At 49.2% G+C, this 23,064-nt stretch carries 24 protein-coding genes; 7 read left to right on the top strand and 17 right to left on the bottom strand.

Annotated features, from left to right (window positions below):
- Nucleotides 1-634: 634 nt before the first annotated feature.
- Entirely contained in the window at nt 635-1,063 is a 429-nt protein-coding gene (gene uspC / locus KE671_RS13105; protein ID WP_206163300.1) for a universal stress protein UspC, read from the top strand.
- 13 nt (nt 1,064-1,076) lie between these two features.
- Here the strand turns inward: uspC and otsA are convergent, their stop codons facing one another.
- From otsA to KE671_RS13075, 6 genes are all read right to left on the bottom strand, one after another.
- Complete coding sequence (gene otsA, locus KE671_RS13100; RefSeq protein ID WP_206163299.1) at nt 1,077-2,498, bottom strand: alpha,alpha-trehalose-phosphate synthase; 1,422 nt, start codon at nt 2,496-2,498, stop codon at nt 1,077-1,079.
- Nucleotides 2,473-3,273, bottom strand: a complete 801-nt coding sequence (otsB, locus tag KE671_RS13095) for a trehalose-phosphatase (RefSeq protein WP_206163298.1) — start codon at nt 3,271-3,273, stop codon at nt 2,473-2,475. The genes otsA and otsB overlap by 26 nt, the downstream gene beginning before the upstream one ends.
- A gap of 164 nt (nt 3,274-3,437) precedes the next feature.
- Nucleotides 3,438-4,430, bottom strand: coding sequence for an L-arabinose ABC transporter permease AraH (gene araH / locus KE671_RS13090; protein WP_206163691.1), 993 nt, complete (start codon nt 4,428-4,430; stop codon nt 3,438-3,440).
- Between the two features lie 14 nt (nt 4,431-4,444).
- The gene (araG, locus tag KE671_RS13085) at nt 4,445-5,959 is read right to left on the bottom strand and encodes an L-arabinose ABC transporter ATP-binding protein AraG (protein WP_206163297.1); all 1,515 of its coding nucleotides are present in this window, start codon (nt 5,957-5,959) and stop codon (nt 4,445-4,447) included.
- A gap of 85 nt (nt 5,960-6,044) precedes the next feature.
- The gene (gene araF / locus KE671_RS13080) at nt 6,045-7,034 is read right to left on the bottom strand and encodes an arabinose ABC transporter substrate-binding protein (protein ID WP_206163296.1); all 990 of its coding nucleotides are present in this window, start codon (nt 7,032-7,034) and stop codon (nt 6,045-6,047) included.
- Nucleotides 7,035-7,351: 317 nt separating this feature from the next.
- Entirely contained in the window at nt 7,352-7,909 is a 558-nt protein-coding gene (locus tag KE671_RS13075; protein WP_206163295.1) for a DJ-1/PfpI family protein, read from the bottom strand.
- 521 nt (nt 7,910-8,430) lie between these two features.
- On the opposite strand from KE671_RS13075, the gene KE671_RS13070 reads away from it, so the two are divergent.
- Nucleotides 8,431-8,934 (top strand): non-heme ferritin-like protein, encoded by a 504-nt coding sequence (locus KE671_RS13070; protein WP_206163294.1) that lies wholly within the window; start codon nt 8,431-8,433, stop codon nt 8,932-8,934.
- A gap of 127 nt (nt 8,935-9,061) precedes the next feature.
- On the opposite strand, the gene KE671_RS13065 is transcribed toward KE671_RS13070, so the two are convergent.
- On the bottom strand, nt 9,062-9,313 hold the full coding sequence (locus KE671_RS13065; RefSeq protein WP_206163293.1) for a DUF2766 family protein: 252 nt from the start codon (nt 9,311-9,313) through the stop codon (nt 9,062-9,064).
- A 121-nt stretch (nt 9,314-9,434) separates the two neighbouring features.
- Entirely contained in the window at nt 9,435-9,518 is an 84-nt protein-coding gene (gene azuC / locus KE671_RS13060) for a stress response protein AzuC (RefSeq protein ID WP_014229869.1), read from the bottom strand.
- A gap of 213 nt (nt 9,519-9,731) precedes the next feature.
- Between azuC and KE671_RS13055 the strand changes: the two genes are divergently transcribed.
- On the top strand, nt 9,732-11,150 hold the full coding sequence (locus KE671_RS13055) for an MFS transporter (RefSeq protein WP_206163292.1): 1,419 nt from the start codon (nt 9,732-9,734) through the stop codon (nt 11,148-11,150).
- A gap of 46 nt (nt 11,151-11,196) precedes the next feature.
- On the opposite strand, the gene KE671_RS13050 is transcribed toward KE671_RS13055, so the two are convergent.
- Entirely contained in the window at nt 11,197-11,835 is a 639-nt protein-coding gene (locus KE671_RS13050) for an RpiB/LacA/LacB family sugar-phosphate isomerase (RefSeq protein WP_206163291.1), read from the bottom strand.
- Between the two features lie 259 nt (nt 11,836-12,094).
- Here KE671_RS13050 and KE671_RS13045 point away from each other — a divergent pair, with 259 nt between their 5' ends.
- A complete protein-coding gene (locus KE671_RS13045) occupies nt 12,095-12,430 on the top strand; it encodes a YecR-like lipofamily protein (RefSeq protein WP_206163290.1) in 336 nt (111 codons plus the stop codon).
- A gap of 182 nt (nt 12,431-12,612) precedes the next feature.
- On the top strand, nt 12,613-13,110 hold the full coding sequence (gene ftnA / locus KE671_RS13040) for a non-heme ferritin (protein WP_206163289.1): 498 nt from the start codon (nt 12,613-12,615) through the stop codon (nt 13,108-13,110).
- 33 nt (nt 13,111-13,143) lie between these two features.
- On the opposite strand, the gene KE671_RS13035 is transcribed toward ftnA, so the two are convergent.
- Nucleotides 13,144-13,383 carry a YecH family metal-binding protein gene (locus KE671_RS13035; RefSeq protein ID WP_206163690.1) on the bottom strand — a complete coding sequence of 80 codons (240 nt, stop codon included), beginning with the start codon at nt 13,381-13,383 and terminating at the stop codon, nt 13,144-13,146.
- A 253-nt stretch (nt 13,384-13,636) separates the two neighbouring features.
- On the opposite strand from KE671_RS13035, the gene tyrP reads away from it, so the two are divergent.
- Entirely contained in the window at nt 13,637-14,788 is a 1,152-nt protein-coding gene (gene tyrP / locus KE671_RS13030) for a tyrosine transporter TyrP (RefSeq protein ID WP_241029881.1), read from the top strand.
- Nucleotides 14,789-14,815: 27 nt separating this feature from the next.
- Here tyrP and KE671_RS13025 read toward each other — a convergent pair whose 3' ends face one another.
- The 4 genes from KE671_RS13025 to KE671_RS13010 form a co-directional block, all read right to left on the bottom strand.
- A complete protein-coding gene (locus tag KE671_RS13025; protein WP_206163689.1) occupies nt 14,816-15,481 on the bottom strand; it encodes a YecA family protein in 666 nt (221 codons plus the stop codon).
- 111 nt (nt 15,482-15,592) lie between these two features.
- A complete protein-coding gene (locus tag KE671_RS13020) occupies nt 15,593-16,057 on the bottom strand; it encodes a hypothetical protein (RefSeq protein WP_206163287.1) in 465 nt (154 codons plus the stop codon).
- Nucleotides 16,054-16,827 (bottom strand): winged helix-turn-helix domain-containing protein, encoded by a 774-nt coding sequence (locus KE671_RS13015; RefSeq protein WP_206163286.1) that lies wholly within the window; start codon nt 16,825-16,827, stop codon nt 16,054-16,056. Before KE671_RS13015 ends, KE671_RS13020 begins: the two co-directional genes overlap by 4 nt.
- A 289-nt stretch (nt 16,828-17,116) precedes the next feature.
- Nucleotides 17,117-17,632 (bottom strand): LuxR C-terminal-related transcriptional regulator, encoded by a 516-nt coding sequence (locus KE671_RS13010; protein ID WP_206163285.1) that lies wholly within the window; start codon nt 17,630-17,632, stop codon nt 17,117-17,119.
- Nucleotides 17,633-18,197: 565 nt separating this feature from the next.
- On the opposite strand from KE671_RS13010, the gene KE671_RS13005 reads away from it, so the two are divergent.
- Nucleotides 18,198-18,608 (top strand): RidA family protein, encoded by a 411-nt coding sequence (locus KE671_RS13005; RefSeq protein ID WP_241029858.1) that lies wholly within the window; start codon nt 18,198-18,200, stop codon nt 18,606-18,608.
- Nucleotides 18,609-18,722: 114 nt separating this feature from the next.
- Here the strand turns inward: KE671_RS13005 and KE671_RS13000 are convergent, their stop codons facing one another.
- The 3 genes from KE671_RS13000 to KE671_RS12990 form a co-directional block, all read right to left on the bottom strand.
- Nucleotides 18,723-19,343 (bottom strand): LysE family translocator, encoded by a 621-nt coding sequence (locus tag KE671_RS13000; protein ID WP_241029857.1) that lies wholly within the window; start codon nt 19,341-19,343, stop codon nt 18,723-18,725.
- An 83-nt stretch (nt 19,344-19,426) separates the two neighbouring features.
- Nucleotides 19,427-20,233, bottom strand: a complete 807-nt coding sequence (locus tag KE671_RS12995; protein ID WP_206163284.1) for an AraC family transcriptional regulator — start codon at nt 20,231-20,233, stop codon at nt 19,427-19,429.
- 182 nt (nt 20,234-20,415) lie between these two features.
- Nucleotides 20,416-22,698, bottom strand: coding sequence for an autotransporter outer membrane beta-barrel domain-containing protein (locus tag KE671_RS12990; RefSeq protein WP_241029856.1), 2,283 nt, complete (start codon nt 22,696-22,698; stop codon nt 20,416-20,418).
- Nucleotides 22,699-23,064 lie beyond the last annotated feature (366 nt).

Here is a 23,064-nt window from a genome sequence, read left to right as displayed (position 1 = left end):
TTGTAACGCGAGCACATGAATTCTTACAAATGCCTAAGATTTTTCCTAATTCGACGCAACTGTACTCGTCACACCCGAGACATACAACAAAGCCACGCTGCGAATTTAGAAAATATGTGATACCCATCACATAAATTAACTTAATCGTTAACATAAATCCATCAGTTGAGCTTTTATTTTGCTGGGAAATTAACCAGCAAAACTCCATTTTATTCTCATGGGTATTAAATTGAGCATTGGACGATGCGGAGGATTTTGTGCAACGCCCGTTAAAATCACGCATGGGAAATAATTGAATTGAATTTATCAAGGCGAGAAAGCAAATCTGTTTTTATCTTTTCCAAACAACAGGTTAATTGTTATTTCTTTTTTATTAATACATAGCATTGATGATTACATTGCAATTAATCACAAATGTGAATTTGTTAAACCAAATAGTGATTGACTCGCCGATTTAATTTAAGTCAATCGTTTTGGTTAACACTTTTGGTTATTCCTTAGATCCATTTATAAGGAATATTAATGAATAATTATGATTGCCTTCACACTATTGTCATGTGGAAGCATTGCAGTTATCCGCAAATCGGAGTAATGCTGAAGAACCATCTCATATTCTTGCAATAAGGAGCGAGTTATGAGCTACACCCACATTCTAGTCGCCGTGGCGGTCACCCCGGAAAGCCAACAGCTCCTGGCAAAAGCCGTCTCCATTGCTCGTCCTGTCAACGCACGAATAAGTCTTATCACCCTTGCCTCTGACCCAGAGTTATACAATCAATTTGCCGCCCCCATGCTGGAAGATTTGCGCGCGGTGATGCATGAGGAAACTACTGATTTTCTTGAAAAACTGGGGAAAGACGCGGGTTACCCGATCGCGCAGACTTTTATTACCTACGGCGAGTTAAGCGAACATATTCTGGACGTGTGCCGCAAACACGACGTGGATCTGGTCATCTGCGGCAACCACAACCATAGCTTCTTTTCGCGAGCCTCCTGCTCGGCGAAAAGTGTGGTGAGCTCAAGTCAGGTGGACGTTCTGCTGGTCCCGCTTGAAGGCGATTGATCCCTTACCTCGCTCAGGCTAGCTTCGGAAACGTCGCAACTTTGCGCTGCTGAAGAGTTTCAGCGCTACGAGGGGTTATCGTCTTTAGATCGCTGATAAACTGCTCCTGCCAGTGATTGATGTCGTTTTTCACAATCACCTCCAGCATCTCAGCATGACGTGAAATTCGTTCAGCCAGCGGCATAGTGAGTGCGCGATCCAGCGCCGCCGCCACTTCATCACGATCGTAAGGATTGACGATCAGCGCTGAGGTTAGCTCATTTGCCGCACCGGCGAACTGAGACAGCACCAGAACGCCAGGATTGGCGGGATCCTGGGCAGCAACAAATTCCTTCGCGACCAGATTCATGCCATCGCGCAGCGGCGTGACCAGCCCCACATCCGAAGCACGAAACACTTTCATCAACAGTTTGCGTTCAAAATGCTGATTAAGATAAAACAGCGGCGTCCAGCCCAGTTGCCCATATTTGCCGTTAATGCGCCCGGCCTCCGTCTCGAGTTGATGACGGATGTCCTGATACGCCTGAACATCGCCACGTGAAGTAGGCGCAATCTGCGTATAACGTATTTTTCCGTGATGCTGAGGGTACTTCTCCAGCAGCGCCTCGTAAGCCTGAAAACGCTCCGGAAGCCCTTTTGAGTAATCGAGTCGCTCTACGGAAAAGATATTTTTAAGATTTTTAAGCTCGGCCTTCAGCTGAGCCAGCTTCGGCGGTAACGGCCCCGACGCCTGTCGGGTAATCTCCTCCGGTTCGATACCGATAGGATAGACCGCGCTTTGAAAATGCTTCCCCCACGCCGTGTGGTTCTGCGGATCGCGTGAACTGACTCTTGTCAGACTGGAAAGGTTGTCGAGGAAAGCCTGACGGTCGTTTTCCGTTTGAAAACCCAGTAGATCAAAATCACACATCTGCTCAAGGAGAGTGTCTGATGACGGTAGCGCGTTAAAAATCTCCGGTGTAGGAAAAGGAATATGCAGGAAGAAACCAATCCTGTTGTTCACACCGCGCTTACGCAGTTCGCTGGCAAACGGCAGCAGGTGATAATCATGGATCCAGAGGATGTCATCCTCTTTTAATAGCGGCAGGAGTTTATCTGCCAGGTGCGCATTTACACGCTGATAGCCTTCCCAGGCGGTGCGCTGGAAATTCACCAGGTCTAACCGGTAGTGAAAAGCCGGCCATAACACCGCGTTAGAAAACTGGTTGTAATACTCTTCGTGATCTTTTTCGCTCAGGTTAAACGATGCCCAGGTGATGTTACCCCGGGTAACCTCTTTTAATGGCTGATCCTCGTTACCCAGTTCGCCACTCCAACCGAACCACAGCCCTCCAGCGCCTTTGAGCGCCCCCAGTATCCCAACGGCCAGGCCGCCCGCACTGGTTTTATTATCCGGAGGCGCTATTCGATTAGATACTACGACTAAACGACTCATTGCCATCTCTCCTGTCATTCATGTTTTTTTCTTGTTGTGCAGTGTAAACAGACTCCAGCCAGCGCCACACGTCTGGCACCCCGGCTAATCGCCATTGCGCCTGCGTCTCCCCCTCTCCTACCTTCACTGAAATGCCGCCCGCCTCGTTCACCACGCGAAACCCAGCTTCATCGGTCAGATCGTCACCCAGAAAAACAGGGACCCGCCCGGCAAACGGCGCTTCACGCATAAACGCGGCTATCGCTTCACCTTTGTTGGTACCTTTCGGCTTAATTTCGACAACGCACTTGCCTTGCTGAAGCGCAAGCTGCGGCCAGGTTTGCGTTATGCGCAGCGCCAGCGCCTGCAGCGCAGCTTCATGCTGTGGCGCTTGTCGGTAGTGCAACGCAAACGCCATGCCTTTGGTCTCTACCTCCGTTCCCGGCAGATTCGCCAGCGCTGTATGTAACTGTACGCTGATATCGCGTTCTATTGCCGAAGGGAGATGCACGATATGCATTTTACCATTGATGTCACGGCGTTCAGCCCCATGCACACCTGCCAACGGAAAGCGCCAGGGGTTGGCCAATGCGTCAAGTTCCACCATTGAGCGCCCTGAAATCAATGCCAGAGCCCCTGCGTTGCATTCTGCAAGATGGTGGAGCATCTGAAGTATCGTGGGAGGAATCTCCACCTGGTCTGGATGCGGCTTTAACTCCGCAAGGGTTCCATCGAGATCAAAAAAATAAGCATATTGTACGGACTGTTCAGGGGTTACGGTTAACGGTTCTGCCACCCGGTACTCCTCCTTATTGTTATATCTGAGCCGCGCGGTTCGCGGCTCATAAGCAACCGTAAGTATAGACAGTGTGACAATGCTCGCCATTTGGAAAGACAATTGCCAGCCGGGTAGCGGCTGGCAAAGAAGAGGAACTAGACTAAAAAGTTAGCGTTTTATTATCAAACTGAACGCTTCGCTTTTTGTTTGTAACGGTCAAAGATCACCGCTGCCAGCAGGATCAAGCCGCGTACAACGTACTGGGCGAAAGGTGAAATGTTCAGCAGGTTCATTGCATTCTCCACGGTCCCCAGGATCAGGACACCCGCCACCACATATGAGATTTTTCCGATGCCTCCCTTCAGGGAAACGCCACCTAACACGCAGGCGGAGATGACAATCAGTTCATAGCCAATGGAGGTCATCGGCTGTCCACTTGTCATACGTGAGGCGAGAATAATCCCGGCAGCCGCAGAGACCAGACCTGAGAGCACGAAAATAATAATTTTGGTACGTACCACCGGCACACCAGCCAGACGCGCCGCTTCTTCATTTCCCCCAATCGCCAGCGTATTGCGCCCGAAGGTGGTTTTATTTAACAGCAAGCCAAAGATAATCAGGCAGCCTACCGTCAGCCAGATGGGTGCCGGTAAGCCGAACCAGTTGGCGTAACCGAGAGTAAAGAAACGCTCGTCCTCAATTCCCACCGCTTTACCGTCGGAAATGATATACGCCAGGCCACGGACGATTTGCATCGTAGCCAGCGTGGTGATCAGCGCGTTGATCTTGAGTTGTGCAATCACGAAGCCGTTCACCAGCCCGCAGAGCACCCCCAGCAACAGGCCCGCTCCCACACCAATCCACAGACTTTCGGTCATGTTGATGACCACCGCCGTGGTCACCCCGGCGCAGGCAATCACCGACGCCACGGACAGGTCGAAATCCCCTGACGCCAGGCAAAATAACATGCCGCAGGCCACCATGCCCGACATAGAGATCGCCAACCCCAATCCTTTCATATTGATGAATGTCGCGAAGTTTGGCACAAAAATGGCGCAGGCCAGGAACAGGACGGCGAAGACCACCAGCATGCCATACTGGTCCCAGATACGTCCCAGGCTAAAAGACGACGGCGACTTTGGCGCACCCGATCCGGAAGTAGTTACGGAAGACATCATTCTCTCCTTTCTCAGGCAACAGCCTGGCTGACTTTAGGCATTGCGAGGCTCAGCGCCTGGCGCTCATCCGCCTGCTCGTGAAGTAATTCCCCGGCGATCTCCCCTTCCCGCATCACCACAATGCGGTCTGCCACGCCGAGGACTTCCGGCAGGTCACTGGAGGCGAATAGCACGGCAACGCCGCGCGCGGCCAGGGCATAAATAACGTTATAAATTTCGTGCTTCGCGCCAACGTCAATCCCACGCGTCGGTTCGTCGAGCAAAATCACCTTCATCTCTTCCGAAAGCCAGCGGCCAAGAATCGCCTTTTGCTGGTTACCACCGGAAAGGTTCATGATCAGTTGTTCGGCTCCAGGGGTTTTGATGTTCAGCGAACGAATATGATGGTCGGCATTGGTCTCCTCCCATCCGTTGTTAATCACACATCCGCCCAGCACATGCTTACGCCGGGCGCTGATGTTGATGTTGTCGCGTACCGAATGCACCGGGATGATCCCTTCGACTTTCCGGTCTTCCGGGCACAGCATCATTCCTGCCGCGATGGCATTCGCCGGTTTGCGGATATCGACTGGTTGTTCATCGATATACACCTGCCCTTCGCTGATGCGGGTACCGCCAAATAAGCCTTTCATCAGCTCACTACGGCCCGCGCCGACCAGCCCAAACAGCCCGACGATTTCCCCGCTGCGAACGGTCAGGCTTACAGGTTTGCGTACCCCCAGCGCTTTGACTTCCTGCAGGCGCAGACGCTCTGCGCCATAGGGGCGTGACTGCCAGCCGTAGATATCACCCAGATCGCGCCCCACCATCGCCTGTACCAGCGCATCGTGGTTGACCTGTTGCATGTCGGTAAAGGTTTTCACGTATCGCCCATCTTTAAACACGGTGATCGCATCGCTAAGCGCGAAGATCTCCTCCATACGGTGCGAAACGTACAGAATGACGCGCCCTTCTTTTCGCAGTTCACGGATCACCCGGAACAAGTTTTCGATCTCCCTTGCAGAGAGCGAACTGGTTGGTTCGTCGAAAGCAATAATCTTGGCATTACGCGCCAGCGCTTTGGCGATTTCCACCATCTGCCACTGACCGATTGAGAGATACTTCAGGGGCGTCGCAGGATCGATATCCATCCCCAGATGTTTGAGTTGCAGGCCCGCTTCATAATTGAGCAGAGTGCGATTCACAATCCCGCCTTTGTGCGGAAGTTGACCAAGATAGATGTTCTCGGCAACGGTCATCTCCGGTACGAGATGCAGTTCCTGGTAGATAATGGCAACGCCGGCATTCAGCGCGGCAGTGGTATCAGCGAAGCTCATTTCCTGTTCGCGAATCGCCAAAGAGCCCGTGGTTGGCGCATAGTTACCGCTGAGAATTTTTAAGAGGGTTGATTTCCCGGCGCCATTTTCACCCATCAGCGCATGCACCTGACCGGCGTAACAGTCAAAACTAATGTCCGTAAGCGCTTTGACGCCAGGGAAGGTTTTACCAATGCCGCGAAATGAGAGATACGGGGTAGACTGTTGCATAACGTCTCCGTGAGTCAGTATCGTTCTAACCGATTGCCGGATGGCCACATGAGCGATGCCATCCGGCCTTTCACTTGCTGTCGTCTTACTTGCCGCCCAACCCTTTTTTCGCCAGCTCTTCTTTGAAGTTGTCACGGGTGATCAGTACCACGTCAGTCACTTCAGTGAATGCCGGTGGTTCTGCGCCTTTAGTCACCCAGTTGTAGAGCATTTCGCTGGATTTATAGCCGTGAACGTCCGGGCTTGGCAGCAGTGAGCCGTAGAAGCCGGTCGCCTGCGCTTTAGACAGTTCGCTTACTGCGTCAACGCCATTAATACCAATACCGATCACGTCCGCCGCCTTAAAGCCCTGACCTTCGGTGGCACGCACCCCACCCAGCACGGTGTTATCGTTCATGCCGACAATCAGCCAATGTTTCACTTCAGGGTGTTGAACCAGCATGGAGTTGGCGGCATCAAATGCCCCAGGGATATCATTAGATTTGGTGGGAACCTGGTAGATCTGTTTTTCCGGGAAGCCCGCGGCTTTTAATGCTTCCATCGAACCGGAAGTACGGCGACGCGCGGTATCCAGTTCGTTAGCGGTAATCGCCATCACCGCACTCTCTTTCACGTCCCAACCGCGTTTCTGCATCTCTTTATACAGTTCCTGCCCCTGACGTTCGCCGATTTTGGTTGCCGCCATCATCACCAGCGGAACGGTATCCATCGGTTTGCCTTTGGCATTGACGAACTGATCGTCCACGGCGATCACTTTCATGTCGTAGCCGCGCGCCTTCGCGACAATGGCGGAACCCAGTTTCGGATCCGGGGTACAAATAACAAATCCCTTCGCCCCGCTTGCCGCCAGGCTGTCGATCGCATTCAGGGTCTTCTCGCCGTCCGGCACCGCAATCTTAATCACTTCAAAGCCTAAATCTTTCCCGGCTTTATCGGCAAATTTCCACTCCGTCTGGAACCAGGGTTCTTCCGGTTGTTTTACCAGAAAACCCAGCTTCATCGATTCTGCGATAGCGGATTGTGACATAACGGCAGCCAGACCGATGGCTGCAAGCGCTTTAGTGAATTTGTGCATGGTTAACTCCAGCTTTAGCGTCATTTTATGTAGGGTGATATTCAACGAATTTATGTAATTAAGACGAAAAACAAGGCATTACCAAAACAGCTCAAGATAAGTGCCAGTGCTGGAATAGTTGTAGCGGGAAATTGATTCTCCATAGGAGAGCGGCATCACACCGCAGAATTACAGTAATTGCGTACATAAATTCAGCGGAAAATGACATAAGAAAGGGGGAAATTGTCAGACAAAAAAAAGTGGTGTAGCACATTAATCCATAAGGTCAGCTCGCAAATCCTTGTACCCGAATACACCTGTATTCGGGTACAAACGAATTACCACTGATAATAGATATGTTCAGCATGTTCACGAACGGGTTTGTCATCACCTGACAAACGGGCTGACAGCGTCAGGGCAAAATCAAAAATATGGCCTAATCCTTTCCCACTCATAAGGTTACCATCTTCCACAACGGGCGAATTAACATAGATGCCATCGGTCACCGTTTCATAGAGATCGCCTGAACAGACATAACGACGCCCCTTAAGTAAGCCATTACCGCCTAATACACGTGCAGCCGCTGAGCAAATGGGACAAATTAATTTTCCGGCGTCATCATGGCGAGAGATAAACTCGATAACCAATGGATTTGCTGCAAGGTTCACGCTCCCCTGCGGCCCTCCCGGCAGCACCACGGCGTCATACAGGGTTTCTCGTTGTCCTGCCAGGGTGTCATCAGCCACCATCGGAACATCGTGGTAGCTCACCACGGCACGAGACTCCGCGCAGGCCAGGGTATCTACATCAATATTCAGACGACGCAGGATATCAATGGTAACGATCGCTTCCGCTTCCTCGAAACCCGATGCCAGTAAGACGGCCACTCTTTTCATTCATCTTTCCTCAATTTATTACAGGCTGATAACACCGAAAATGACGAATTAATCATTCGGTTATAATTGAACGAGATGTCGCTGCCCTGATTTTCAGCAAGAAAAAGACCGGCATTATTTCTGCGAGAACGGTTTCACAGGATTATTATCGCGGCAGGGACGGCAGAGATTATCAATATTCTGATATTATCATGCTAAACCATTCACTTTTGTGACTTGAAACACCATTTCAAAATCAAATAAACCATTCACAGACTAGTAAAATCAATCAGATATATAATTTCACATTATGTTTACTAAATATGGCTTGATGTATTACCTTCAGTAATATGTAAAAAATCATAAACAATGCCATTTAAGGATTTTCTTATTCCAGTTATGAAGGTATGCTTATTTTCGATTCGCGATGAAATTGACTCTTCGATCACATAATGGACTGGCAGAATGGACTTATTCTGCTAACAGTAAGTTGTGCAGATTAGCGCTGCACATCCCTTCTATCAGGAAATAAGGATATTGATATGGCTGCAGTTGGAATGGTACACAAACTCAATAATCAAATGAATCTTGAGTTTTATGCTTCCAATCTCTACCTCCATCTGAGTGAGTGGTGTTCTGAACACCGTCTGATGGGTACTGCCACTTTCTTACGAACTCAGGCCCAGAGTAACGTCACCCAAATGATGCGCGTGTTTAACTTCATGAAAAATGCCGGGGCGAATCCGGTCGTTAAGGCCATCGACGTACCGGGCGAGGATTTACATTCGCTGGAAGAACTGTTTCAGAAAACGATGGATGATTATGAACAGCGCGCCAGTACGCTTTCGCAGCTCACCGACGAAGCGCAAGCCCTGAACGATGCGCCTACCCTTGATTTTCTCCACGCTCTGGAAAAAGAACAACAGCAAGACGGGCTGTTGTTACAAACGATTCTTGAAGAAGTGCGTAGCGCCAAACGCGCGGGACTGTGTCCGGCGCAGACCGATCAGCACGTGCTCAACGTGGTCAATTACCAACAGCATTAATTGACCACATTATTGGCCTGCGTTTTACTCCAGCGGCAGGCCAATTCGCAAAACCCTTTCAGCCTGATGCCCCTACTTTTGGGGGCATTGCAAAAAGTAGTTCTAAAATATAAAACAACGGTTTATTTTAATGAGCTTCGCCCTGCGGCGTGAATTTCAGTTCAATCAGCGCGATCGCTTTCTGGATAGCACGACGCGTCACGGGATCGGCAGCTGCGGGATGCGTTGAAAAATCAATGCTTTTCAGCTGATTGGTCATTTTTTCGCGAACCTCAACGGGAGCAATTACGTCGAGAACATCGAGAATCTGTTTGATGACGAGCTGGCAGGCGACAACGTCAGAGACCAGTTCCTGATCGGCATTCAGCGGTTGGGACATAGTATGCGTTCCTGATAGTGTTGAAAGGCCGTCATAGTACCGATTCACAGGACGAAACGATAGCCAGACCTGCAAGCACAAATCACAGGCACAAAAAAACCTGCCGAAGCAGGTTTTTTTATCAGAACATAGCGCCAGGCGGTACGTCTTTGAAAGTTTTGCAATAATTTTCGAACATACTTTTCAGGATTTTGCGCAGTTTCATGGCATGACTCCAACTGTGTTGTTATGCAGGTGTTATCGTCTATGCGCTTATAATATGACCGCCATCACAAAAATCAAGCATTTTGTGATACGCATCACCTTTTGCAATTAACATGTTCTTTGCATTTATATCTGTTTAACTGATAAATCAATCATCTACAGCACTCTTAGTTTCGGTAATTTTTTATACTGTTTTTTGAATGGCAAGCTCAACATGCAAGAAGATCGAATCATAGAAGACACACGGGGTATCTCACCTGCCGCTCTGCTTGTCGCCGGCGCGTTTTTCATGGAGTTTATTGATGGCACGGTGATCGCAACTGCCCTGCCTGATATGGCCAAAAGTTTCGGTGTTCAGGCTGTTGATTTAAATATAGGGATCAGCGCCTACCTGATTACCCTGGCGGTACTCATCCCGGCCAGCGGCTGGATAGCCGACCGTTTTGGCGCACGCAAAATCTTTACGCTTGCCCTCGCCATTTTCACCCTCGCCTCTGTGCTGTGCGGTCTTTCCACAACGCTGGAGAGCTTCCTGGCGATGCGCATTCTGCAGGGCGTAGGAGGCGCGTTAATGGTTCCGGTGGGGCGCTTAGCGGTCTTGCGCACCACGCCGAAACATCAGTTGATTACCGCGATCGCCACCTTAACCTGGCCCGCGCTGGTCGCCCCCATTATTGGCCCACCGCTCGGCGGTTTTATTACCAGCTACGCCAACTGGCGCTGGATCTTCTTTATCAACGTGCCGCTGGGTCTGCTGGCGATAATACTGGCGCTGCGATTTATACCTAATATCCGTGATGACCATCGGCGCCCCTTTGATCTTCCCGGCTTTGTCGCCACCGCCATTGCGATGGTCAGTCTGGTCTATGCGATGGAGCTGTTGGGCGCGCAGCATCCCGAAAGCGGATTGACGATAGCCCTGCTGGCGCTTGGTGTGGGGACATTTGCCTTTGCGCTGCGCCACTTCCGGCGAGCCGCCTGGCCGATGATTCGCCTCGACGCCATGCAGATACCGACGTTTCGCGTCACCATGTACGGAGGGTCGTTGTTCCGGGCCTCAATCAGCGCCGTGCCTTTTCTCCTGCCGCTCATGTTTCAGGTAGGATTTGGCATGAATGCCTTCCAGGCCGGTTCACTGGTGCTTGCGGTGTTTGTCGGCAATCTGACCATTAAGCCCGCGACCACGCCGCTCATCCGCTGGCTCGGCTTTAAAAAGCTGCTGTTGATTAACGGGGCGCTCAATGTGCTGGCACTGCTCGCCTGCGCGCTGATCACCCCCACCACGCCTGTCTGGCTTATATTACTGGTACTGTACCTCGGCGGTGTGTTCCGTTCGATTCAGTTTACTGGCATCAGCACGCTAGCCTTCGCCGACGTTCCTTCTGCCCAGATGAGTTATGCGAATACCTTGTTCAGCACCGCCACACAGCTCGCCGTTGGGCTGGGAATTTCACTGGGAGCGATCGGTATTCGTATTGGTGTAAATGTGAGTGAATGGTTGGGAATGAGCACAATTCCTGGCATCAGCTTTCGTCTGGCGTTTGTGGTCATCGCGCTTATCTGCCTGATTGGCATGGTTGATACGCTACGTCTGGTGAAAGATGCTGGCAACGCGGTGTCTGCAAGGAAGTGAGAAGAAAGCCGGATGCACACCGTACACGCCGGCTTATCAGCAACAATTAGCCGAGGATTTCGCGAACAAACGCTTCGATCTCTTTGCTCTGACCATTTTCAAAGAAGCATTGCTGGAAACGCTGACCAGAAACCGCCGTCTTCACCAGTTCCGGATCGATCGCACGCAGCGTATCAAGATAGTTATCTTTAACGACCGCTGCTTTGACCTGGTTAAGGATCCCGGCGTTACGCACCTGCGGTTCTTTACGTTCTGGCGGATACCCTTCACCGTTACGCCCCGTGAAGGCTTTCTCAAAGATAAAGCGCACGTTCAGTTCCGCGCCCCAGCCAAATCCTTTAGCAAACGGCAGAGACAGCGCGTTACCGTTGTTAATCTGGGCAAACAAAAATGCATCCGCCGGATCGATGCAGTAGCCACACACCACGCCCGGATGAATATTCAGCGACATCAGCGCGCCCTGGCCGGTACCGCAGCCGGTCACCACAAAATCAACCGCTTTTGAATTCAGCAGAATGCTCGCCATGATGCCAAGATGGATGTAGGTCAGGTGATGGTCATTCTCGTCGCTCATCCCAACGTTGAATACCGGAAAACCTTTTTCATCCGCCACCGCTTTGAGTTCGCGGTGAATGACGGCGTTTTTACCCGCCTGGCTGTTTTCCATCATCAGTGCAATTTTCATTCTGTCTTCTCCTGAATGCGATGCGGGAAGTCCCGCCTTGAATCATCACGATACCGCACAGTACTACTTAGCAAACATACTTTCAAATTTTATGAAAGATGGTTTTAAAAATGAGGAGCAGTTTCACATTTTCCTCAGTTGACCGCGAAACGTCCATCGTCGTGTGGATTAGTCGTTGCTGATCTATAAGTTATTCAGGCCATTGAAACGCCGATGTGTGAATTAGGATAGCGTATCACCGAACATTCAGAGCGATACCATGAAGACTCTTTTTATTGCCCTCTCACTGATACTCCTGACGGGGTGCTCGATCAACAGACAGGCACAGGTGAGTGATGTCAGCGCAACGACCGGCGTAGTACGGTTGAGTTACGATCAGGCGATGCTGCAAAACGCCCATACCGATGACTATATTGCCCAGGGCACCGCCACGCGCGCGTGTCAGCAACTCGGCTATGCCGGCGCCCAGTCATTCGGTCAACCCGTCAGTACCTGTAGCGTTTATGCAGGCTCCCTGTGTATGAACACGAAAATCACCCTTTCCTGGCAATGTCAGGGCATCGCCATTTCGCAAGCGGTACCTCATTATTATTAATTTACGGGCCAGTATTGGCTGGCCTGTATTATTTCGCGTTAATTATTTTATAGCGCAAATGCGTTTTATTCCCATTCGTATTTTTAATAATTAAATTTATTATTTTACCTTTTGCAAATAATTAAATAACAAATTATAGTGACGCCACATCAACATATTTATGAATTTTGTGGAGCGAAGCCATGCTGAAAACAGAAATGATCGACAAACTGAATGAGCAAATGAACCTGGAATTATATTCCTCCCTGCTCTATCAGCAGATGAGTGCCTGGTGCAGCTACCACAGTTTTGAAGGGGCCGCCGCGTTCCTGCGTCGCCACGCACAGGAAGAGATGACGCACATGCAGCGTCTGTTTGACTATCTGACCGATACCGGCAGCCTGCCACGCATTAAAACCGTCTCATCGCCTTTTGCTGAATATACATCGCTGGATGAGTTGTTCCGTGTGACTTACGAACACGAACAATTGATCACCCAGAAAATTAACGAACTGGCGCATGCCGCGATGACCAGTCAGGATTATCCAACTTTTAACTTCCTGCAATGGTATGTTGCCGAACAGCATGAAGAAGAGAAATTGTTTAAATCGGTGATTGATAAATTAACGCTGGCAGGAAAAAGCGGCGAAGGTTTGTATTTTATCGATAAAGAGCTGTCTACACTCGATACCGCAAATTAATCGTCAACGGTGAGGACATTCCTCACCGTTTTCTTAATGACGGCAGATCTTGCTTTCGTGCGTAGAGAAACCGTCATCCTGAGCGATAAATTTCCCTTTCGCTGCCAGAAACGCTACCAGTTCACCCGCCGTCATGTCCGACGCTGAACAGGTATGAAAACGCGCCGCTTCACCAAACCGCGCCTTAATCGCGGCTTCGAGGCTAGCCGTAGAATAGCGCTCACCTGACTCAATCATCATATTCAGCACTTCGTGACCGTGTACAGAATCCATCATTCCTCCTCAATAAAGTGTGTAGCCTACGGCGATACGCCATCCACTGCTTTGCGCTAACGCAGGTTGTGCGCATTCAGCCATCGTAAACATTTTTATACAGTCTATGTAACGGTCATTTGACGAAAATAACGTTTTGTCTTACCCTGCGCCGCAGATTTAACCGTTGTTTATCTCTGGGACAGTGTAAAGCGTGAAGAATAGAACTCTGGGAAGTGTTTTCATCGTAGCGGGCACCACGATTGGCGCAGGGATGCTGGCGATGCCTTTGGCGGCTGCCGGGGTCGGTTTTGGCGTCACTTTTGCGTTATTGATTGGGTTGTGGGCATTGATGTGTTACACCGCGCTGTTGCTGCTTGAAGTGTATCAGCATGTCCCGGCAGACACAGGACTAGGCACGCTGGCCAAACGCTATCTGGGACGCTACGGACAATGGATAACCGGTTTTAGTATGATGTTCCTGATGTACGCGCTGACCGCAGCCTACATCAGCGGCGCAGGTGAATTGCTCGCCTCCAGTATCAGCGACTGGACCGGCGCGCAGATGTCGCCCACGGTTGGCGTCCTGCTGTTCACCTTTGTTGCCGGCGGCGTCGTCTGTGTCGGCACTTCGCTGGTCGATCTGTTCAATCGCTTTCTGTTCAGCGCCAAGATCATCTTCCTGGTGGTAATGCTGGCGCTTCTGATGCCGCACATTCATAAAGTCAATCTTCTGACCCTGCCGCTTGAGCAAGGGCTGGCACTTTCAGCTATCCCGGTCATTTTCACCTCTTTCGGCTTTCACGGCAGCGTTCCCAGCATCGTGAGCTACATGGAAGGTAACATTCGCAAACTGCGATGGGTGTTTATTATCGGCAGCGCGATTCCGTTAGTGGCCTATATTTTCTGGCAACTGGCGACGCTCGGCAGCATCAACTCAACGACGTTTATGGGGCTGCTGGCCAATCATGCCGGGTTGAATGGTTTATTGCAGGCGCTACGGGAAGTTGTTGCCTCGCCGCACGTTGAGCTGGCAGTGCACCTTTTTGCTGACTTAGCGCTGGCGACCTCCTTCCTTGGCGTGGCACTGGGGCTGTTCGATTATCTGGCCGATCTGTTTCAGCGCCGCAATACAGCCGCTGGCCGGATGCAAACGGGCGCGATTACCTTTCTGCCGCCGCTGGCCTTCGCCCTCTTCTATCCGCGTGGTTTTGTGATGGCGCTGGGCTATGCCGGTGTCGCGCTGGCGATACTGGCGCTGATTATCCCTTCGCTGTTGGCATGGCAGAGTCGTAAACAGAATCCGCAGGCGGGCTACCGTGTACTGGGCGGACGTCCCGCTCTGGTGCTGGTGTTTATGTGCGGTATTGTGGTGATTGGCGTGCAATTTTTAATAGCCGCCGGGCTGCTGCCCGAAGTGGGATAAAGAAAAGGGGCGTTGGCCCCTTTCTCATTAGTGCAGACAGCACTGCTTATATTTTTTGCCGCTGCCACACGGACACGGATCGTTGCGACCTACTTTTACTTCCGCTTTCACTGGTACCTGCGCCGGCGTTTCCTGCGGGTGCGCCATCCAGTAAGCATGGAGATCCAGCGCCGCGAGGCGAATCGCCTCCACGCTCTCTTCAAAGGCTTCCGGGGTCATTTTCTCAACCACCTCGAAATTCTCTTCTGTACCATGCAGCGCAATAGCATCCAGCGCCGGTTTAAGGGTGTCAGGTAGCGCAGACCAATCGGAAAGCGCGACGCCGCGCATATAGCCGAAACACCACTCTTCCACAATCGTGATCTCACGCCCTTCAATTTCGCGAAGACCAAACAGTGGCTCAAACTGTTCAGGAAAATCATTTAACCGGTCAGCCGTGTCCGCCATATGCTGGAAAGCGAGATTCATAAAACGCGTCATCTCTTTTTCAGAGGACCAGCGCGGCACATATTGCGCCCCACCCCATACGGCAACCAGCCACTGCTCTGGCTCAATTTCACGTGGTGAACTGAGTACAGCCGTCAGCAGTCCATCCAGTTCTGCCACGTCCAGAATGGCATGTTCAGTGTTGTACTTGGTCAGCACATCATCCAGCCACTCCAGTTCACTTTCGTTCAACGGTCCCGTTTTCATCATACTTGTCCTCGGTAAACACTCTCGCCAGCGGCTATCTTACATGGCGAACGAGGAAACGGATACTGATTGCCGCGTGGGGTACCTCACATGTGGCTGCAATTCTACTCATCATTTCTTCCTGCAAAACAGATATGGCACATTGGCGTTTGAAAAGACATATGCGGATTGATACTCATCCACGGTAAGGGTCAATTCTCCACCTTTCTTCAGAAAGAATTGAGATAATATCTTTTCGAGCTTTTCATCAGTCACGGTATCGGAAAAGGTTTTGACTATGCGCACTGTATGTAGAATCCGCGTTCTGAACTGCTGGGTATAGTTAAAATAGACCAGTCGATTGACATTAATCTTTGTCTCGCCATCGACTTTACCCGTAATGACGGCCAGTCCTTCTCGCTTGTACATCTGATAGGAAACCACGCCCACGAAACGTGCATCACCAACATTCCAGTCAGCATCGCCAATACAATCCAGGTAGGACGGTTTAAATAGCATATATAACAGATAAGCACCGGTAATCGCTGTTGTGCTGAAAAAACAAACCAGGAGTAATACAGCCGTATTTTTACTCATTGGCTAAGATTCCAGAAAAAATGAGATGAACAAAATGCCGCAGTGTCAGATCGAACATCTTTGCTACACACAAATACCACAGAACGTCCGGTTTTAGCGTAGTCAGAGAGAAAAATATAATTGTTGTCCTGGCAAAAATGCGGATGCTTTTTTATTAGCGTAGTGTAATTATCTATCACCGACTGCGTCACTCCATAATAAACATGGCAGCGATTGTCGTTTTTCTTACCCATGGGCAGCGTCACATAATTCTGAAATGGCATGTTTAATCGATTCTGATACATGAACATGCAGTTTATTAACGTCATAATAAAGAAAAAGGATATTCCAATATGTAGCCAACGGGATTTGTTAGGTAGAATATTTTCGGAAAATTCTTTTTCACTGGTTACCGTTTTGATTGCTGAGCTTTCAGAAACAGCAAGACCGGGAAGAGAAAGCGGTTCGATCACAATGTCTGATGACAATATTAATCCTTGCCGGGAAATGGTTTTTACCATATGTCTTGGTAATCCAATCTCTTCCAGTGCCTTACGCAATGTTAAAATAGTCTGATAAAACGTATTTGGCATGGTCACAACATCACGTGCTTTCCAGCCTTCGTTTACCAGTTCTTTTTGCGCGATAACCCTACCCTGATTCAAAATAAGATAAAGGAAACATGCCGTGGCAGGCTGTTGCAGATAAACAACCTCTCCAGTTAATTGATTTTTCAGGCTTCGGGTCTGTGGATGGAACTCTACCGTGCCATTAATTAAGTACAATTTCATCGCCATGTCCTTTGGATACGTCCTGTTCCCCCTCCCAAAAAAACAGTTTTTGATCACGAGTATCGTTCGCACGATCTCAGCGTCGTTTTTCAAGGCATGATTAAATTTGGGGTATCAATGATGTCTTTTTTTTGAATGTTGCTTTAATTGCTTTCATCCTCAAAGATATCCTGATTGATGACATAACATCCCGCTTTTGTCACTACTTTTCACTGAATACACAGCGTTGTCATCACCATGTCGACCTCTGAGCATGGTGCCTAATGGAATAATCGATAATTCTTAAGTCCTAGGGCAGAAAGGTGATATTGCATTCACAAGAATATTGCGTTCTGAATGCGCACCAGTTACGTATAACCTGCAGAAACAATGGCATATTTTTCATATTCATTTTCCGGAGTGCTCTTAACTGGCTATTGCTGATAGCCCCTTCGCTGAGCAGCATCATTCGTGCAATTGCACGCTTTCCGAACCCCGCCAGATAATATTCAATGATTATCCGTTCTCTGTTCGACAATGACCGGGTATGCAAAGGGATTTGCTTATTCTGTTTTAGCTTATCCAGCACGTAAAAGTACTCAGTCAAAGGTGCGTTCCGGGTCAAGGAATAGCATCGTATTTGTGTAAAATGAGCTAATGTATCGGTTGTTTCCGCTCGAAGGCATTCAGCGCTATTTGTAATATAAATGGTGCCTCCGCCCGGATCAAAAACAACAATATCATGTGATTTGTCAAATCCGGTAAAAAACAGTATTTGCTGCAAACCGGCAATAAAATACTGATCATATGAGAATATATGCATCATTGATTTACTCCATTCGTAATAGCGACATTCCTGAGAATCTAAGCTGAAAGAATAGACAAACACATCACAAAGACACTTACTGTCTTTGTGATAGCGATTATTGCTGTAAATATCTTAAATTGTCATTTTAAATAGCCTTAAACAACCTTAAATGAAAAACATCAGCCATCTCAAGGAAAAGTGAGACGCTCAAGCGACTGATTTGTAAGAAACATATTAATGACACAAACCATCAATACACAAAAAATAAAAATGCGCAGAGAACTGCTTAGAGATATTTTTCTGAGATAGCTTCTTTTCAGTAGCGGTACCGGGACAAAAACCAGGCTATTACTTTTGATAATAAGAAACTTAAATACGTTACCTTTTCTTAACAGCTAACCCGCTTGCTAAAAAATAATTTTAATTTATTACCAAAATTGAGAAGTACACTATCAGGCGCAGTGGAATGACAACGTCAACGCATTCAAAATGTATAAAAAAAACAACATTTTCAAGATCATTTGAATTTTCTTATTTTTCCTTCACAAAATATTCATTTATTGCGACATAGCAGGAAGATAGTATGATGACAGGGATGAATCATGTAAAACCAAGGATGATGGTGAACATTATGGCCATAATAACAAGGCATGAAATTAATGAAGACTGGGCACTTGCCGGGCTGGTTGAGGCTGGCGATATTGTCTATGTGAGTTACTGTATTGGAAATATCGGACAACCCATTGAGGCGCAAATCAATGGCGCATTTGATAACTTGAGTGAAAGGCTTAACACGATTGGCCTGACGCTGGAGTCAGTAGTGAAAATTGACGCACTGTTCCGCGATGTGTGGGATATTCCTGTCATGGAGAAAGTCATGAAGCAACGCTTTAATGGTCAATTTCCGGCCAGAAAATCCATTCAGACTGAATTTGCGCATCGCGGTGGCGTATCAGGAATGTTGTTTCAACTTGACGCCATTGCTTGCCGATAATGTTCCTTATCGTGTTACCGACTGTTCTTGCAGCATGATGAGAGATCACACTGCAAGAACGTTTCCAACAACTAACCCTGCTAAAGAAATAGCATGCCATTGACATTACTGACACTAGCCACGCTGGGTTAGTAATAAATTAATCGCCAGACTTACGAAGCCACACGCAAACAGGATCCGTAGTCCCGACAAAATCGTCGGGTGGTTTAATACTTTCCTGCGCATGAAGGATGAAAATATGCCATAAGCCATGAACACAAGCAGCGTCATTAGCATGAAGATCAGGCTCAATATCAACATATCGGTTGCCGGTGTGGAAGACGTGGTTTGAATAAACTGGGGCAGGAAAGCCAAAAAGAACAGTGATAACTTAGGATTTAACAGATTGATAAATATGGCATGCAGAATGACTTGCGCGCCTGACTGAGAAACTTCGCAATCATCAGGTTGTAATGTTGATTTTTCTTTTATGATATTCCACGCCATGTACAACAGCCACACGACCCCGGCATATTTGATAAGAGTGAATGCCATTTCACTGGAATAGAAAATGGCGGCTAATCCTGTTATAGCAGCCAACATATGTGGCACTATCCCTAATGTACACCCTACGGCCGCCAGCAAGCTCATTGCTGCACCTCGCGATAATCCCATCGCAATGGTATAAATCGCACCGGTTCCTGGTGAAATAATCACAATAAATGAGGTTAAGATGAACTCAATACTGATTTGCATAATATAATCTCTGGTAAACACATCATAAGAGCGCCAGTGTTTATCAGGATAAGCCTGCAGATCTTGTAGAAAATTGCAGATGGTTAATTCACCACGGCGCAGCGGTATTGCCCCGGTGTTAAGCCCGTCTGTTTCTGAAACGCATGAGTGAGATGGCTCTGATCGGAAAAACCGGCCATCGCCGCAACATCAGCCGTCCTCTTGCCTTGTGACAAGAGTTTTTTTGCCAGCCGAACCCGGGACTGCAGAAGATAAGCATGTGGTGTAATCCCCACTTCCCGGGAAAAATAGCGAATGAGCTGGAAACGGGTGATATCGCACAGGTTGGCGAGTCCCGCGAGGGTAATGTTTTCTTCCGGGGCATCATCGATGAACTCTTTTACCAGCCGAACCGTCGGAGAATACGGGATACGCTGCGCGGCAGATAGCGTATGGTGTTGCCCGGCCTGCATCAGACATCGCATGAGCATCTCTTCAATCGCCATGGTGTCCGGCTCAACAGCAGTCGACTGGCTAAAAAACTGCCGAATCATCAAACCAAGTGCGGGATCGTGAGCCACCGGTTTCAGGGTCAAATCGCCTGTCGATAAGTTGGTATTCCATTCTTTTATAAAGACGTCAGGATTGATATACAGCATGTGCCAACCCCGCGGACCCGTAGCGGGGATCCCGTCGTGAATTTCACCGGGATTGACCATGATGATATCCCCTGTTACCGCATTGACATTGCCGATATTACTCCATGAGCGATGGCTTCCCTGGCTAAAAAGCCCGATGCCGAATTGATCATGAGAATGACGCGGGAAAGCGCGCTCTGAATATAACGACAGTGTTTCAACATCACGGATCACACAACGGTGCTGTTTTACCTGATGAACGTCTTTTTTCATGGTCTTTCTCTCGTGACAACGGATGCAGGGAATTCCAGGTTCCCTCTAAAGATACCCTTTGAAACGGAGACAGACGACCGATCTTTTACTGTTTACTGGAACAGATCGCTGGTCAGGCCGAAATAAATAAGGAGCAGGTTTACCCTGCCCCTCCTCCCTTCGCATGAAATGTTGGACCACACTTACCAGTTGTATTTCACACCCACCATGCCCTGGGCACTGCTGTAACGGTCACTCCCTACTTGCCCGGAGACATTTCCCCAGACGGTTATTCGAGAAGTGAGTTGTCCTTCCACACCAATTTTCAGTTCAGCCAGGTCTTTCACTCCCTGTACATCATTTTGCACCTCACCCATGGTCACTCGCGGGCTGTGTGAGTTGTGGATCCAGTTTGCTTCAACAAAGGGCTGGATGCCTGCCATTTTGTCTTCTTCGCCTGTGGGTTTCCGATTGAAGTATGCTCTGGCACCCAGACTGGTCATCAGATTACCGGTGCTATCCACCTTAACCTGCGTGCCATTACGTTCCCGATGATCGTCCGCCTGCACATCCATCCAGACGACCTGCGCTTTGGGCTGGATCCAGTAGGTCAATTGCTGACTTTCTCCGACCTTCAGGCTGTAACCCGCCTCAACCGCAGCCGTGATGCCTTTGGATTTATACGCTTCACTTGCCTGATACTGACCATTGACGGTGTTATCAAACCAGTTATAGAGCATCCAGGTGTCCACATAGCTTCCGGACTTATCAAGCTCATTGGCATACCACGTGCCATAAACGCCTACGCTGTAACCATCAACCTTGCCACGGGAATCATGGTTGTTTAACGCTGACGTAGTGCGGCTACGGCTATTGGCATAGCCCGCCATGAGCCCAAGATGCCAGCGGTCCAGGCCATCTGTACTCCATTGCGCCAGATCGCCCCCCATCTGCAGCACATAGTGATTGCTTTGAGTCTTTAACTGTTCGCTGACATCGTTAAACCGCGTATGACTTCCTATGTTACGCATCCACATACTGATGGTTTTCTTCTCACCCGTCAGCGCGTCGGTATACTGCGTTTCGCCCAGACGATCGTGCAGTCGCGAGATAAACAGCGTATTTGCGGCCAGGTGGTTTGCCAGATAGCTGCCGAATTCCGGGCGAATCTGTGACGGGCTTCCTGGGTGTACCGGCGTTTGCGGTGTTTCTGGCGAAGCAGGCGCACCTGGATCGGTCGGATTCGTGGGATTCGTGGGATTCGTGGGATTCGTGGGATTCGTGGGATTCGTGGGATTCGTGGGATTCGTTGGGTCAACGGTATCCACTGCACTGCTTAAATACCAGTTGCTACCACGCCTGATTACATTGTAATCATACGCTCCGGCAACAATGCGACTCTCTTTCTCGAAAGTCCCATTGGAGGTTCCTGCAACATTAACAATTTCAATTCCTTCGATCGTCTGCGCTCCCATCCCCCCTATATTGTTGATTGCCACCAGCGTGTGGCCGGAAGTATTCCCCTCTACGATGAGTTTGTCCGTCGCGGCGTTATCCCCTCCGAGTACCGTGTTCATTGTCAGGGTACCACCGCCGGTATAATTGCCTTCGACAGTCAATGTCTTAAATGCGCCAGCGCTGCCCGGCGCAAGCATATTCACACGCCCTCCCTGTAACAACAGATTAGTGACATGCGAATTGCCGGTTACCTCCCACACTGCACCATTGGAAATATTCATGTTCAGGGTGCCGGCCCTTGCCGTATCGCGGGCGGTATAACTGGTCGCCTTTAACCATGAGTCTGCGTTGTTGAGTGTCATCTCCAGCGTACCATTGTCAGCCGCGCCGATATTACCTTCGACCTGTACGATCCCGGTTCCCGATGAGTTTGCGTCGATCCGACTGCCGGCACCCGTTGAAAAAAGAGACCAGTCAATCGATGGGTTATCATAAATAAACAACCCTTTCTGGATATCTACTGTGCCCGCAGAAAGAACTTCGATCCCGGTAATTTTTGCCGCATGTGAACCCGCTGTTGAAATCGCCAGGTCACCCTGAAATTTTGCGTGAGTGGTCATTCCAGGCTGGCCATCAACATAAATCGCGGTAGCCGATTCAACGCCATTTAACATGGCAATCTGCGTTTGCCCATTGAACTCGGCCTGACTTTCCAATATCCGTAAACCCGTGTTCTGATGGCCACCATTGCTTCGGAGACTAAGATCCCCATTGGCGACGAGTAATGACCTGTTCACCAGCGTAATGCCTTTAAGTTCATGCCCAGGACTCGTGCCAAGTGGCGTCAGATCTTCCCCCGTCAATGTCACGTCGCCATCGAATTCGAAGTCTGTCGCGTTGCCCGCAATAATGTGCCCCCCCACATAATCACCGGAGAAAGCCCATGGGCCTGTATTGGCAATGGCTTCAATGACTGTCCTGCCGGTGAACGTGAAACTAGTGCGGCTTCGGAGGTTGTCGTTCAACATGGATATTATTCCCTGAGAACCTTTCAGATAAATTGAATCTGCCTCGAAGTTCACTTCATTGTAAACACCATAGGGTGCGGCAGGACGGCTCGAGCCAGTGCTACCCGTTACCCCAATAGCCGTTTGATTGGTTTCAATATGAATGCTATCAGCTTTGACATTCATATTACTCTCAGCTGCTATGGTTATTCCGTTGCGTCCGTCGATAGAATAACTTCCAGGGGCACCATCTACGTAAACCTCAAACCGACCACCATCAAAATTCAGTTCACCATTATGAAGGGCAATGCCCGTTCGATGGGTTCCGGCCCCCTCTTCCGCTGACATATCCACTTTGAGATTGATCTTGTTATCTCCATCACTGAG

The organism is Citrobacter amalonaticus, from assembly GCF_018252635.1.
Taxonomy (GTDB): domain Bacteria; phylum Pseudomonadota; class Gammaproteobacteria; order Enterobacterales; family Enterobacteriaceae; genus Citrobacter_A; species Citrobacter_A amalonaticus_E.
Note: the sequence above shows the minus strand (reverse complement) of the source record. Positions and strands in the feature narration are given on the sequence as shown.